The following is a 14,462-nucleotide window of genomic DNA, read 5'->3' on the forward strand; positions in this document are numbered from 1 at the left end:
CAGACCCGAAACTGCCAACCAGATCCGACCGTACCCCATCGGGCAAAAGCGCATGATAGCCCAACATACATCCAATGACGATGAATATACATCCAACGAAAGGGGTGAGATTGGCACTAGATTTCTGGTTCATAAGCCCTTCCTTCAAGCGATGAGAAATCTTGTGGTGGTACGCCCAAACATGCGGAAGGTTGCTGTGTGGTTTGCTTTTTAACTACGGATTATCCTAATGCAACCTGTTCCCTTGAAGGAATGCTAACACGCTATACCATCGTAAAGGAAAGTTTATAAAATAGATTAGCGCCACTGAATTTAGGCTTCGTGGCGCTGATTGTCATTAATATTTAGCGTGCGCTGACCGCTGAAGTTGTGCTAGCACTGGTTTCGCTGCTGGTAACGGGGGTTTGCACTAACGGGCGTTTGAGCGCATACAAGGCGGCAGCAGTCACGACCGTGCCCACTAAAATTGCCACAATATACAAGCCCAAACTACCAACTGCATTGGGAATTGGCAACACGAACACGCCGCCGTGTGGCACTTGCAGGGTTGCACCAAAGCTCATCGAGAGTGCTCCCGTAACGGCTGAGCCAAGCATAATCGCTGGAATCACGCGGAAGGGATCACGGGCTGCAAAGGGAATTGCGCCTTCGGTGATAAACGAAATCCCGAGCACTGCCGCTGCTTTGCCCGCTTCTTGTTCTTCGGCGGTAAAGCGATTTTTGAACAGCAGCGAGGCCAAGGCCAAACCAAGCGGTGGAGTCATGCCAGCCGCCATCACAGCCGCCATCGGCGCATAGACGTTACTAGCCAACAAGCCAACTGCAAAGGTATAAGCAGCTTTATTGACAGGCCCACCCATATCAAAGGCCATCATTGCTCCAAGCAACAAGCCCAGCAAAATCGCGTTTGTGCCTTGCAACCCAGTCAGCCACTCATTCAGGCTGGTGTTGATGGCACTCACTGGTTTGCCAATCACATAAATCATCAGCAAGCCAACGATAGTGGCACTTAGTAAGGGCAAAATTAATACAGGTTTGAGGCCAGCCAAGGTTTTTGGCAAACGAATATTGGTGTTCAGCCAATCGGTGGCGTAGCCCGCAATAAAACCAGCGATGATGCCACCCAGGAAGCCTGATCCATTGCTGCTGGCCAACATCCCGCCAATCATCCCAGGCACTAAACCTGGCCGATCAGCGATTGAGAAAGCAATAAAGCCCGCCAAAATTGGCACCATCAGCGCAAAGCCCGATTTAGCCCCAATTTGAACCAATGCCCCACCTAACGTATCTTTATATTGATCTTCAACAACTTCGATTCCACCAATTGCAAAGGCCAAGGCAATCAGCAAGCCGCCTGCAACCACAAACGGCAACATATACGAAACCCCAGTCATCAGGTGTTTGTAGGGGCCGGAACGGCTGGCTGAGCGCTGAGCCTTGAGATCATCGACGGTATCAGCAAGGTTGACTGAGCCGCTAGCGCTATACGTTTTGGCTTGATCAAAGGCGGTTTTGACCATGCCCTGACCATCGGTAATTGCTGCTTTGGTCGAGGTTTCATAAACCCGTTTACCAACAAAGCGTCCGAGATCAACTTTGGTATCGGCGGCGATAATCACCAAATCGGCTTCACGAATATCGGTTTCAGTCAGCACATTTTGCGCTCCAACCGAGCCTTGGGTTTCAACTTTAACCTGATGACCAAGGGCTTCTGCGCCACGTTGAACGCCTTCAGCGGCCATAAATGTATGGGCAATACCAGTTGGACATGAGGTGATCGCAACGATGCGTGCCATAGGATGCTCCTTGTAACGAGGGTTCGGGTTTCAGTGGCTAGGGATGAGTATCCCCTTCAATGCCAAGTACCTATTGCCAAACCCTCGTATATTCCGCTAGCCAATAGCCTTAACAATCAGTCCAGCATTCCCTCACCCCCGACCCCTCTCCCACTGCGGCAGGAGAGGGGCGCATGGTTGGATCGGTTCCCCCTCGCCTCGCGGGCGGGAGAGGGGGCGAGGGAACGAGCACTGGTTGCCAACCCAATGAACCATTATAAATAGCCAATAGCCTTACCCTCTGCACCTCTGCGTCAAAACTCTCTTCGCGTCCTTCGTGTTCTTCGCGGTTTCAACGTCTGACCCCTGCTCCCTAGCCCCTGACCCCTTGTTAAAGTGGAACGCCCTTGAGTTGATTTGCGCCGCGTTGCAACACATCAAGTTGCGCATTGCATGGGCGAATCACCACATCGGCGCGAATGTGCTCGACAATTTCGGCAGCAGGGAGATTACTGCCAAGCTGAGTGATTTTGGCGGCAGCAAAGGCCGTTGCCAAACGGGCACTCGCGACGAGATCAAGCCCTTGGGTTTGGGCGGCAACCAAGCCCGAAACCATGGCATCGCCTGCGCCGACAGTGCTTTGTACCGCTACACTTGGCGGAATCGCCACCAAACTTTGGGCATTATCCAAAAAGAGTGCCCCATGTTCACCCATCGAAATCACCACCAATTTGATGCCATGGCTGAGCAGTTCGCGGCCTGCTTTGGCTGCGGCTTGTTCGCTGGTCAGCGGGTAGCCCACAAATTGCTCAAGTTCAGCAAGGTTGGGCTTGGCAATGGTTGGGGCGGCAGCCAGTCCGTAGCGCAAGGCCTCGCCGCTGGTATCTAACACAACTTGCTTGCCTGCTGCCCGAATAATTTCGATCAGTTGACCATAAATTGTGCTGGGAATACCTGGCGGCACGTTGCCCGCCAAAATAAACCATTGATTATCGTCAGCAGCCAAGCGTTTGATCGTGGCGCGAATCGCATCCAATTGCTCGTTGGTTGGAGTCAAACCAGGCAAATTAATTTCAGTGGTGCGCTGGGTTTGTTGATCGCTAATTTTGATCCCAACCCGTGGCTGGCCTGGAATCCGAATAAATTGATCATCGATCTGTTTTTCAGCAAACAATTTATCGAACAATTCGGTGTTTTGATCGCCCAAAAAGCCAGTTGCCACCACCTTATGGCCGTTGGCGGCCAGCAGCGAGGCGACGTTCACGCCTTTGCCACCAGCATGGCTCTTGAGATCATAGGCCCGATTGACGGTTTCAAGCTGAAAATTATTGATGAAAATCGTTTGGTCGATGGCAGGATTGAGGGTTAGTGTAACGATACTCATAATTGATGTACCTCGGCAGCACTGCGACATGCCAAGGCACGTTGCGCTAGTGCTTGTAAATCGGCCAAGCTATGTTGACGAATGGCGGCTTTGAGTTCGGCGATGGCTGGCACACTGACGCTGAGTTCATGCACGCCCAAGCCCACCAAAATCAAGGAACCACGAGCATCGGCGGCAATTCCACCACATACGCCAACCCATTTGTTGTGGGCGTTGGCAGCACGGGCGGTCAGGTCGATCATGCGCAACACCGCTGGATGCAGGCCATCAGCTTGGCTGGCTAATTGTGGATGTAAACGATCCATTGCCAGGGTGTATTGGGTCAAATCGTTGGTGCCAATCGAGAAGAAATCGACCTCTTGGGCGAATTGTTCGGCTAGCACTGCCGCCGATGGCACTTCGACCATGATGCCGAGTGGCACTTGGGGTGCATCGAGTTCGCGGCGAACTTGCTCTGCCAAATCTCGCGCGGCGTACCAATCTTCCAAGGTGGCAATCATCGGGAACATAATTTTGAGCGGCCCAAAAGCAGCGGCACGATAAATGGCGCGGAGCTGTGGGATAAATAATTCAGGCCGAGCAAGGCAGAGCCGAATCCCGCGAATACCCAAGAACGAATTATCTTCTTTGGGCAAATCGAGATAGGGTACAACTTTGTCGCCGCCAATATCCAGCGTGCGAATAATCACCGAATGGCCCGTCATTGCTTGCACCATATCGCGATAGGCCTCGAATTGTTCTTCCTCGCTGGGAGCACTATCGCGCTCAAGGAACAGAAATTCGGTGCGCATCAAGCCCACGCCTTCGGCTCCCGCAGCGGCGGCAACGCTCGCATCGGCAACGCGATTGATGTTGGCGGCAATTTCGATCCGATGGCCATCGCTGGTTTGGGCTGGTTCGAAACGGGTGGCTTGAGCACGCTCGTGTTGCTCGGCCAATTCGGCTTGCAAGTTGGTGGCGGCTTCAATATCGGCACTGCTTGGGTTGACATATAATTTGCCATTGTAGCCATCGAGAATTGCAATTGCATCTTCGGGCAGAGCCAACAAGCCTTCGCCAGATCCAACGATTGCTGGAATTCCCAGCGAACGGGCCAAAATTGCGGTGTGCGAAGTTGGGCCACCGCGCACCGTACCAAAGCCCAAAATGGTGTCGGGATCAAAGGCAGCAGTATCGGAGGGAGTCAAATCGTCGGCCAAAATAATCACGGGCGTGGCCGCATTCAAAGGCCGTTGATGATCGCCGCCAATCAACTGGCGCAACACCCGCTGACCAACATCACTCAAATCAACTGCGCGGCCAGCTAGCACTTGATCGTCAAGCTTTTCGATTTGGGCCACGCGTCCGCTGATCACCTGATGCCAAGCCCACTCGGCGCTATGTTTTTCAAATAAGAGGCCGACGGTTTGTTGCACAAGGCTGGTATCGCTTAACATTTCGCTATGCACCCGGAAAATCGCCGCCTTGCCTGAACCAATTCGCGCTTGTACTTCATCGTAGAGCGTTGATAGTTCTGCTTGCGCGGCGGCCAAGGCTAGTTCAAAGCGATTGACTTCAATCATCGGATCACTTGGCCGATCTTCGATTACCAACTTGCTATGGCTATAACGGCGTAGCAAGCCAATCGCTAAGCCAGGTGCGGCGCTAATCCCATTGATCGTCTGCTCAACCGCCTTGGGTATCCAGCGCACATCGACCGCAGCGCGTGTTGGAAGCGTTTCCGCTGTTTCATCAGCTAAGCCTTGAGCCAATGCCTGTTGCAAACCACGCAGCGCGGCAGCGGCATCAGCACCTTGAGCCGTGACCTGAATTGTTGCGCCATGGGGAATGCCGAGCTGCAAAATTGAGATTAAGCTTTTGCCATTGGCCTCACGCGAGCCATAGCGCATGCGCACTTCCGATTGAAAACGCTTAGCGCAATCAACAAAGGTTGTGGCAGGGCGAGCATGAAAGCCAGTTGGATTCAAGACTTTGGTTTCGAAAAAGGGCTGGTCGCTAGCAACCGCCACACTGATCACCGGAGCCGCCGGGGCTGCGGAAGCCGTTTCAGCGCCGGTTAATGCACGAATCAGATCATCAGGATTTGTGGTATGGGTGAGTTGATCAACCAAGGTTTTATCGCCAAGCACGCGGGTGAGTTGGCGCAAAATTGCAATATGCTCATCGGAGCGAGCGGCGATGCCAACGATTAAATGCACAGTTTCGCCTAGGTTCCACTGCACCCCGTTGGGCACTTGCAACACCACAATTCCGGTTTGGCGAATTAGATCGCGGGCTTCGGGCAAACCATGAGGAATTGCGATGCCATTGCCGAGGTAGGTATTCGAAAGGGCTTCACGTTGGAGCATACTTTGAATATAGCCAGGCTCGATCTGCCCGTTGGCAACCAGTAGTTGGCCTGCCTGTTGAATTGCCGCTTGCTTGTTGGCGGGCTGACTCTTGAGTTGGATATGACGCTGCTGTAGCTCGATCACGTCGGACTCCTTTGTCGCTGATGGCTACCCGTTGTGAGTAGTGGCTCAGGTAGGGTTGCGGGGAGAGCTTTGAATTTGTTTGCTAAAATTACTGTAATCGATTACAAACAATTTGTCAATACTTTTCACAAGAGGGCTTGATTTTACATCATTTTTCAGTAGAATAGGTCTATCAAGTAGCTATTTGGCTTGGCTACGAGTATTCTATTGTGAAATCGATTACAATATATTTCGAGAAATTAACCAATCATCTGCTATAATGCCGCAATCGTTTTCAGCACTGCAATCGACTACTGCCAAGGGGAGTCTCGCTATGTCTAGCATCAAAGATGTTGCCAAAGCAGCCAATGTTTCGACGGCGACAGTTTCGCGGGTTTTAGCCAACCATCCTCATGTGCGGCAAGAAGTGCGCGAACGGGTGTTAGCGGCGGTGGCTCAGTTGGAATATCGACCCAATTTGATTGCCCGCAATTTGCGTTCGCAGCAATCCAATACGTTGGGCCTGATCGTTTCGGATATTCGTAATCCCTTTTTTACCGCCGTTAGTCGCGCCGTCGAAGATACGGCCTATGCTCATGGCTACAATGTGCTGCTCTGCAACACCGATGAAAATCCCGAAAAAGAGTTGTTGTATTTGCAACTGATGGGCGATGAGCAAGTGGCAGGCGTGATTTTCTCGCCTACGCTCCATACCCTCAATCGTTTTCATGAATTGAACTTGAGCTTTCCAACGGTATTAATCGACCGTTCGTTGCGCAGTGGCGATGTTGATGCCGTGCTGTTGGATAATGTAGGCGCTGGCTATATGTTGGCCAAACATCTAATCAACCAAGGTTATCGTCGGATTGGGGCGATTTTTGGCGAGGCCAGCACGACTGGGCGCGAACGCCAGCGCGGTTTTGAAGATGCTTTGCGCGATGCAGGCATCAGCATGCAGCCCGAATATTTGCGCTTTGTACGACCACGTACTGAGGCTGGTCATAGCACAACCTTGGATCTCTTGCGTTTGTCGCAACCACCAGAGGCCATTTTTACCAGCAATAGCTTACTGACTGCGGGCGCACTTCAAGCTATTCGCGAACGCCGCTTGCAAATGCCTGAGCAAATTGGCTTGGTCGGCTTCGATGACACTGCTTGGGCCAGTTTAGTGCAGCCAGCGATCACCGTTTTAGCTCAACCAACCGATGAAATTGGCCGCTCAGCGACTGAATTAGTTTTGCAACGGGTGGCTGACCCACAACGGCCAACCCGCAAAATTATTTTGCAAGGCGAGCTAATTGTGCGCGAATCGAGTGTTGAACAGCGAGTACGAGCATAAAACCCAGACTTTTGGCTGAAGGCTATGGGCTATCGGAACAATTGTTGGCATTTCTAACTGATCTCCGATAGCCTAATGCCAATAGCCCTATTCTTTGCATCTCTGGGTTATAAAGAGGTTTTATACTTGATGTTCACTTCATCCCTCATAATTCATCCTTCATCCTTACAATAAAATCCGTCTTTTGCCCGACCAATTTAGGACTTACGAATTGCCAACATTATGTTAGGATATAGAGTCGATACGACCTAAATTTGCTAGACTGATTTGGAGCCTGAAATGGACACTTTTGCTCGTTTTGAGCAAGCCATTCGTGATGCATTGCTTGACACCACGTTAATACCTGCCGACTTGATCGATTTAGTTGCCCCCAAAGCCAGCGGCGTGCAGGCCGATCTAGCCTTGCCATGTTTTCGCGCGGCTAAACTGCGCGGAATTAATCCGGCCCAATTTGCTCAGACTCTAGCAAATGTGCTTAAATTTACCCCTGAGAGCCTGGTTTTAAACGCCTCGGCCTTGGGCGCGTATGTCAACTTTTCGCTCAATCCGGTTACCTTCGCCCAATCGGTGTTGCACGATATTAGCCAACGTAAAGCCGAGTATGGCCGTAGCAACCGAGGCCAAAACCAAGCGGTCGTGGTCGATTATTCGTCGCCCAACATTGCCAAACGCATGCGTGTCGATCACATTCGCTCAACCATGATTGGTCAAGCGATTGTCAATATCTACCGCGCCTTGGGCTACCAAGTAGTTCGTATGAATCATTGGGGCGATTACGATCCTCAATTGGGCATTTCGTTGGCAGCGATGCAGCACTTTCAACATCGTAATGGCAATGGCGAAAGCATGCTGGCTTCGTTGGAGCAACAAACCCAACAATATCATGCTGATGATCAAGTGCACGATTTAGCTCAAGCTTGGGCTAGCAAATTGACCAAGGGTGAGCCGCAAGCGATCAAGCTTTTACAACAGCTTGTTGAGTTGAGTTTAACTGCCAACCAAGCCAATTATCGGCGTTTGGGCGTGGCGTTCGATGTGCAACATTGTGAAAGTTTCTATGCCCGCGAAGCCCAAGTGGTGATCAAAGAGGCTTTGCATTATCAGATTGCCCAACTCGATGGTCATGTGGCGGTAGTTAAAGATTTGCTCGATGAACAGGGCAAAGCCTTACCAACCTTGTTGCTTAATCGCTCGGATGGCAGCAGTTTGTATATTACGCGTGATATTGCCGCAATTAAATATCGCGAGGAGCTATACCAACCCACTAAAATTATCTATGTGGTTAAGCAAGCGCAAGAATTGCATTTTCGCCAAGCCTTTACCATCAGCAAAACTCTTGGCTACACCAAAGCTGATCTGGCGCATGTTGCCTGTGGCATGATTTTAGGCCCAGAACGGCGCTCGCCCAGTGGCGCACGCTTTAGTACCATGATTTATCTGGAGCCATTGTTGGATGAAGCCTGCACCCGTGCCAAAGCCGTGATCAAACAAAAAGCGCTTGAAGCGAAAATTCCCTTTTCGAGCACAGAAATCAATGAAATCGCTGAGCAAGTTGGGGTTGGCGCAGTCATTTACCACAATTTACAGCACGATCCAGCCCACGATGTTGTGGTTGATTGGGAGCGCATGTTGGCATTCGATGGCAATAGTTCAACCTATTTGCAATATATGCATGCCCGTTGCTGCTCAATTTTGCGCGATTTCGGGCGAATTCCCCAAAATTACGATGGGCGGGTGTTGACCCATCCGGCTGAGCAAGCGTTGTTGAAAGAGCTAGCACGCTTACCGCAGGTAATTGTTGATGCTGCTGAACGCTATGCTCCGTTCGTGGTATCCGATTGGCTGTATGCGACGGCCAAAGCCTTTGCCATATTCTACGATAGCTGCTCGGTTTTGAAAGCTGAAACTTTAGCCCTGCGAGCTGCACGGGGTCAATTGGTTGCTGCTACCGCGCAAGCCTTGCGCAACGGCTTAGGTCTCCTCTCAATCGCCGCCCCCGAGCGGATGTAATTAGCAGATTTCCCTCACCCCTAGCCCTCGCCCGCCGCGGGATTTCCAAGCTTAATGATAGAGGAGGGGGATTCCCCCTCGCCTCGCGGGCGGGAGAGGGGGCTAGGGGGTGAGGGAACGGAGCGTATTCTTGTATTCTATGCAACGTTTACGCTAAACTCGCGTACAGAAGCGCGAGAGCCATGACAACAAAGGAGTGTCATCATGATCAAAGTTCTGCTACTTGGGTTGGTACTTTGTGCCGTTGTGCTTATCATAGGCTTGGTAATTGTGGCATTTGTTGCCAAGAAGGCCTTACACACGCGCAATTTCAAAGGGCTATACAACCAATTTGCCTATCGTTTCAAAGGCTCGAAGCATCACTACCCGTCACGTAACCAATATTATCAATCCCACGATTACAATCACTATCGCCCAAAGCATAAGAAAAAACACTACTATGGTCATCGCCATGGTCACGACGACGATTACGATGATGATTATGATGACGATTAGAAATTACTAAATTGGCATTGTAATTATGAGCGAGAGGAGTAGGTATGCGCTTTTCATTTGATATTAGTGGAATTTGCTGTTGTATTCCGATTATTGCTTTAGTTGGATTGCTCATTTTCTTGGTATTGAAAAAACAATCTGGCCCTCGCTCTCATTCGCATAGCTCTGGTGTTTACTGGGGGGCGAGCGATGGTTATAGTGCTAGCAACGATTCGCATTGGAGTTCCGATAGCAATAGCGGCGATTCCAGCGGTTCGTGGGGCGATTCCGGCGGTTCCTCGGATAGCGGTGGCGATTCCAGCGATTAGCAATTGACAAGCAAGGAGAGAAATTCAATGGAGTTGATAATTTTCTTTGGCTTTGTGATGTTTGCCATTGTTATGGTTGTATCCACTATCATCAATAGGGGCAAGTCGCAGTGTCGCTCAAACGGACAACATCGTCGCCATTACAATCAGCACAACCCAGCCTTTCATCAACATAACCACAATCATTCCGATGATCTCACAACCGGCATCGGCATTGCAACTGGTATCCATGTATCCCAATCATGGGATTCGAACAACGATTCGAGCTGGTCAAACGACAGTTCATCCAGTTTCGATAGTGGTTCATGGTCGAACAACGATTCAGGTAGTTCATGGTCAAGCGGCGATTCGGGCGGCTCATGGTCGAGCGATTCCAGTAGTTCGTCCAGCTCAGATAGTTTTAGCGGCGATTCCAGCGGCTCGTGGTAATACTCGATGAATGGTTTTGTGGCGATAATCAGTTTTGGTTTGGTAGTCGCACTTAGTGTGATCATTATTCTCTGGCTGCGTCGCCGCAAATCGATCCAGTCATCCACAATCAAGCAACGCCAAACTCGCCAGCATTATCACTATTCGTCGCCCAATCCCAAAAGCAATAAAGCCAAACGTCGGGCTAAAGCGCAACGCAACAAACGCAAAAAAGCTGATTCAAGCCAAATCCAACCATATCCATTACAAAACTCGAGCAATAACACGTACACTCAATTACCAAATCCATCCTATTCAAGTTCGAGGAATGATTCGGCGTGGTCGGCGAGCTACGATTATTCACAATCAACCTATGATTCGTCCTCAAGTGGCGATTCGGGCGGCTCATGGTCGAGCGATTCTAGCAGTTCTTCTGATAGTAATAGTGGTGATTCGAGTGGTTCTTGGTGAGAGGATTTAACATGATTTTGCAAAAACTTGCTCCACATAAGCCAACAGTGATCGTTTGGTTTAGTTCATTAACCTTGATCTGTATGCAACTACTTTTGCCCTTTACGTCACTTAACTTGCTCTTGGCAATAGTGACCGTGCCTGGGGTTTTGTTGTCAAGTTATGCAATTTGGATTATCTTTTTCCGTCCGCGATCACTACAAGCTCGTTTACAGCCGCGACGAGCGCATGACCCCACAATTCCACGTAAAAAACCACGTTGGCGCTACAATACCTATCAAGATCCACCAGTCCATTTACCGAATGTGGATTGGAACCCAATTGATCCCGATTTTATAGATTTAGATTCGCTGGGTTCAAGCAATAATTCGTCACGCTCAGGCAGCGGCGATTCGAGTGGCGCGTGGTAGCCATGGTACAATTGGCGCATAGGAAAGGGATCTACCGATGCGCCAATTGTTATGTTTGCTGATCATTCTGTTACTCTGGCCGCATCCTGTGGCTGCTCAAACTGATCTCCCTCAATGGCTTGAACGCAAAACCACCTATATTTCTATTTTGTATCCCCAAGGCAGCGAAGCCGAAGCCGAGCGCTATGCTGGCTATAGCGACGCGATCTACGAGGAAGTTACGGCGGTGGTTGGTTATCGACCTGCCCCACCCTTGACGCTGCGCATCTACCCCACTAAAGAACTGTATCAACAGGTGAATCCTGCGGCCCGTTGGCTCGAAGGCATCGTGGCTCATGCCCACACTGGGCGGCGCGAAATTAGCATTGCTGTGCAGCAAACCGTTGGCATGAGCGATGAAGAATTACGCAATAATGTGCGCCATGAATTAATGCATATTATCGCTGCTGAGCTTTCCGATGGCCGATTAAGCACGATGTGGCAGGAAGGCATTGCCCAATATGTTGAAGTGCCAACCAGCCAAAGTGGCTACAAAATTGCCTTGCTCAAACAAGCTCTAGAAAATAAACAATTAGCAACATGGCGAGCCTTGGATAGCACTGGCGCGGTCTACGATAATCCAGCGCTGGGCTATCCCCAAAGCTGGTCGATGGTCTCGTTCTTAATTCAACGCTATGGCATGGCTCGGTTTTTGGCTTTTTTAGAGGCGCTACGTACAGCTAGCGGCTATCGTTCTGCCCTCAGTCAGGCGTATAGTCTTAGCGCCGAAAGCCTTGAAAGCGAATGGCTGGCTCAACTGCCAACATGGATCGATGGTGGTTGGAAGCAAGCGCCGAGTGTCGCCTTCGATCAAGCGAGCATCGAAACCGCCCTTACTGCTGGTCGTTATAGCGAGGCCTTGACTGCCGCCGAAACCGCCCTGACGATCAAGGATGATCCAGCGATTGCCGCTTTACGCGAACAAGCTCGCAAAGGTGTGCGAGCTGAAGATGCTGCTGCTGCTGCCCGCGTGGCGCTATTGTCAGGCCGTTACGCTGAAGCCAAAACCGCAATCGAACAAGCCTTGCCGTTATTTGCTGATTTGGCGCGAATTGATCGCCAAAAATTGCTGAATGATTATCTGCAACGCGCCGACCAAGGCCTCAAAGCCCAACAATTGCTCGAAACTGCCCGCCGCGATTTGAATGGAATTCGCGTGGTTGCTGCACGCAACAATATTGAGCAAGCCGCTAATTTATTTAGCCAGCTTGGCGATAGCAATGGGCGCAGCCAAGCCGCTCAGTTGCTCGAATCGCTCAATCTGCGGCTAAAAATCGTGGGTATCGTGTTGATTGTCGTGGTTGGTTTGGGCATGGCCTGGAATATTGATCGACGGCGGGCCCTGCGCAAGCGAATATTGCCACTCTAGGGGGTTGCTGATGATCATTAATCTCAAAAATGCTGAACATTATGTTTGGGGCGATGGTTGCGACGGCTGGTTTTTACATAAATCGGCAGCATTTACCCTTATTCAAGAGCGTGTGCCAGTCGGCAAGGCCGAAGTGCGCCATTACCACGAATATGCCGACCAAGTGTTTTACGTGTTGCAAGGGGTTGCGACGCTTGAAGTTGATGGCACAATCCACCAGCTTCGAGCAGGCGATTCATTGGCGATTCCGGTTGGGGCAGCCCATCAATTGAGCAATCAAGGCCCAGCGGAATTACAATTTTTGCTAATTTCGCAGCCAAATAGCCATGGCGATCGGGTGCTAGCGCCGCTTGAATCAGTTTGAAGTTTGAGGTCGCAACTTTTTGAGCATCCGCATCGCCAATTCGCGTTCAGTTTGACCGATGCTGCCGCTGAACCATAATCCAGCGCTATAGATTAATCCGGTCACAACTCCCGCCAAATACACATTGATGCCGAGCAACAACCAGCCGCTGCCGCCAGCCAGCAACGCTGCCAGCGCAGGTCGCCAAAATAGGCTGGCCAAGTTGATATTAATCTGTTCGCGTCGCAGCACCAACCACAGCGGCAAGAACAACACAAGCTCAGAAAGAATTGTGATCGAGGCGGCAGCAAAATAGCTATAACGCGGAATTAACCAAATATTCAAGCCTAAATTGACCATTGCAGTTAAACCAAAAGCCTTGGTAATTGCCTGCTTCTTGCCTAGCGCAATAATCACATATTGAGTCAGCCCATTCAGATAGCTACCGGGCAAATACCAAATCGTAATCATCAAAGCATAGACGCTGCCCGGCAAATATTCGGGCCGATCGGCCAGCCATGTGGTGAGTGGCACTGCGAGAATTGTAGCCACAACGGCGATGCCAAAGGCCAAATTCAGCAACATCCGCAATGTGCCAGCATAGGCCCGACTCATTCCGGCTCGATCATCGCCTGAACGGCGAATTAGCGTTGGGAAAATCGCATTAACCACAATTGGCGGCACAATTTGGGTCAAATTAATCAGTTTATAGGCTACACCATAGGTTGCCGAAACCACAAAACCATGGAAGGCGCTCAACAAAATCGTATCAAAACGAAAAAAGATCGTCATCAACAAACTATTGAGCAACAGCGGGTAGCCCTCTTTGAGCAAGGGTTTGGCGGGTAAAGTTGGGCCAAACCACGCCACTTCGGGGAAGAAACGGCGCATCGCCAGCCAAAATAAGAGTGCACTGAGCAACGCTCCTGCCAATGCCCCACTGGCAATCCCAATAATGCCAAAGCCCAAAATCAAGGCGGTTAAGCGAAACGCCGCGCTACCAATATTGGTCAAAAGATTGACGACCGCAGCCGCGACCAAGCGCTCGTGGCCTTGCAACCAAGCGGTGACGCTAGCCGAAAGTGCCGCTGGAAACAAAGTCAGCATCAAAATCGCAATTACAGTAATTTGTTGGCTGGTCAGACCAACCGCCGTAATTTCAGCTTGCGCTAAGCCGTTGTAAATCAACACGAATATGATGGCAATTGGCAAAGCTAAAATTGCAAAGCGCAGACGTAGCCAGAGCGTTGTGCGAAATGTTTGGGGTGCTTGGCTGGGCTGGCGTACAATTTCGTGCGTTGCCAGAACAGTTAAGCCCCAATCGGCAATTGTGCCAAAATAATTAACCACAATCACTGCCGCAAAATCGTAGGCTCCGACAGTTTCGACCGCCAAAAAGCGATAGAGAATCATCGCAAAGACCAAATCGAGCATGCGACTGGCCATTTGCAAAGCAAAGGGAATACTGGCGTTGCGGCCAATCGTGCTCAAATGATCATCAGTCGCTTGACGTGGTTTGCTCCAACGTCGAATGCCTGCCAAGGTTAAGCCCAATAAGCCAATCAGGCCCAAACTAAATAAGCCTACCAAAATCCAGCTTCGCAATGAAACTGTTGGTAGACTTAGTAATTGTAGTGCCACAAAAACTCCCTTGGAAG

The 14,462-nt window shown here is 50.5% G+C and carries 13 protein-coding genes; 9 read left to right on the plus strand and 4 right to left on the minus strand.

Features of this window, described 5'->3' with window-relative positions:
* Positions 1 to 344: 344 nt before the first annotated feature.
* The 3 genes from ABEB26_RS16960 to ptsP all read right to left on the minus strand — a co-directional run bounded on the left by ABEB26_RS16960 (position 345) and on the right by ptsP (position 5,633).
* Positions 345 to 1,796, minus strand: coding sequence for a PTS fructose transporter subunit IIC (locus tag ABEB26_RS16960; RefSeq protein WP_345723228.1), 1,452 nt, complete (start codon positions 1,794 to 1,796; stop codon positions 345 to 347).
* 370 nt (positions 1,797 to 2,166) lie between these two features.
* Positions 2,167 to 3,159, minus strand: a complete 993-nt coding sequence (pfkB, locus tag ABEB26_RS16965) for a 1-phosphofructokinase (RefSeq protein ID WP_345723229.1) — start codon at positions 3,157 to 3,159, stop codon at positions 2,167 to 2,169.
* Positions 3,156 to 5,633, minus strand: coding sequence for a phosphoenolpyruvate--protein phosphotransferase (gene ptsP / locus ABEB26_RS16970; RefSeq protein WP_345723230.1), 2,478 nt, complete (start codon positions 5,631 to 5,633; stop codon positions 3,156 to 3,158). Before ptsP ends, pfkB begins: the two co-directional genes overlap by 4 nt.
* Before the next feature lie 313 nt (positions 5,634 to 5,946).
* Here ptsP and ABEB26_RS16975 point away from each other — a divergent pair, with 313 nt between their 5' ends.
* The 9 genes from ABEB26_RS16975 (at position 5,947) to ABEB26_RS17015 (ending at position 12,825) form a co-directional block, all read left to right on the plus strand.
* Positions 5,947 to 6,951, plus strand: coding sequence for a LacI family DNA-binding transcriptional regulator (locus ABEB26_RS16975; protein WP_345723231.1), 1,005 nt, complete (start codon positions 5,947 to 5,949; stop codon positions 6,949 to 6,951).
* A 279-nt stretch (positions 6,952 to 7,230) separates the two neighbouring features.
* Positions 7,231 to 8,961 (plus strand): arginine--tRNA ligase, encoded by a 1,731-nt coding sequence (gene argS, locus ABEB26_RS16980; RefSeq protein ID WP_345723232.1) that lies wholly within the window; start codon positions 7,231 to 7,233, stop codon positions 8,959 to 8,961.
* A 204-nt stretch (positions 8,962 to 9,165) separates the two neighbouring features.
* Positions 9,166 to 9,456, plus strand: coding sequence for a hypothetical protein (locus tag ABEB26_RS16985; RefSeq protein WP_345723233.1), 291 nt, complete (start codon positions 9,166 to 9,168; stop codon positions 9,454 to 9,456).
* Between the two features lie 44 nt (positions 9,457 to 9,500).
* Positions 9,501 to 9,764 carry a hypothetical protein gene (locus tag ABEB26_RS16990; RefSeq protein ID WP_345723234.1) on the plus strand — a complete coding sequence of 88 codons (264 nt, stop codon included), beginning with the start codon at positions 9,501 to 9,503 and terminating at the stop codon, positions 9,762 to 9,764.
* Positions 9,765 to 9,954: 190 nt separating this feature from the next.
* The gene (locus tag ABEB26_RS16995; RefSeq protein WP_345723235.1) at positions 9,955 to 10,203 is read left to right on the plus strand and encodes a hypothetical protein; all 249 of its coding nucleotides are present in this window, start codon (positions 9,955 to 9,957) and stop codon (positions 10,201 to 10,203) included.
* The gene (locus ABEB26_RS17000; RefSeq protein ID WP_345723236.1) at positions 10,200 to 10,643 is read left to right on the plus strand and encodes a hypothetical protein; all 444 of its coding nucleotides are present in this window, start codon (positions 10,200 to 10,202) and stop codon (positions 10,641 to 10,643) included. Before ABEB26_RS16995 ends, ABEB26_RS17000 begins: the two co-directional genes overlap by 4 nt.
* Positions 10,644 to 10,654: 11 nt before the next feature.
* Positions 10,655 to 11,053, plus strand: coding sequence for a hypothetical protein (locus ABEB26_RS17005; RefSeq protein WP_345723237.1), 399 nt, complete (start codon positions 10,655 to 10,657; stop codon positions 11,051 to 11,053).
* Positions 11,054 to 11,090: 37 nt separating this feature from the next.
* Complete coding sequence (locus tag ABEB26_RS17010; RefSeq protein WP_345723238.1) at positions 11,091 to 12,461, plus strand: peptidase MA family metallohydrolase; 1,371 nt, start codon at positions 11,091 to 11,093, stop codon at positions 12,459 to 12,461.
* Between the two features lie 10 nt (positions 12,462 to 12,471).
* Complete coding sequence (locus tag ABEB26_RS17015) at positions 12,472 to 12,825, plus strand: cupin domain-containing protein (protein WP_486348315.1); 354 nt, start codon at positions 12,472 to 12,474, stop codon at positions 12,823 to 12,825.
* On the opposite strand, the gene ABEB26_RS17020 is transcribed toward ABEB26_RS17015, so the two are convergent.
* Positions 12,817 to 14,445 (minus strand): flippase, encoded by a 1,629-nt coding sequence (locus tag ABEB26_RS17020; protein ID WP_345723239.1) that lies wholly within the window; start codon positions 14,443 to 14,445, stop codon positions 12,817 to 12,819. The two genes, ABEB26_RS17015 and ABEB26_RS17020, sit on opposite strands and share 9 nt — an antisense overlap.
* Between the last annotated feature and the right edge of the window lie 17 nt (positions 14,446 to 14,462).

The sequence above is a fragment of the Herpetosiphon gulosus genome, from assembly GCF_039545135.1.
GTDB lineage: Bacteria > Chloroflexota > Chloroflexia > Chloroflexales > Herpetosiphonaceae > Herpetosiphon > Herpetosiphon gulosus.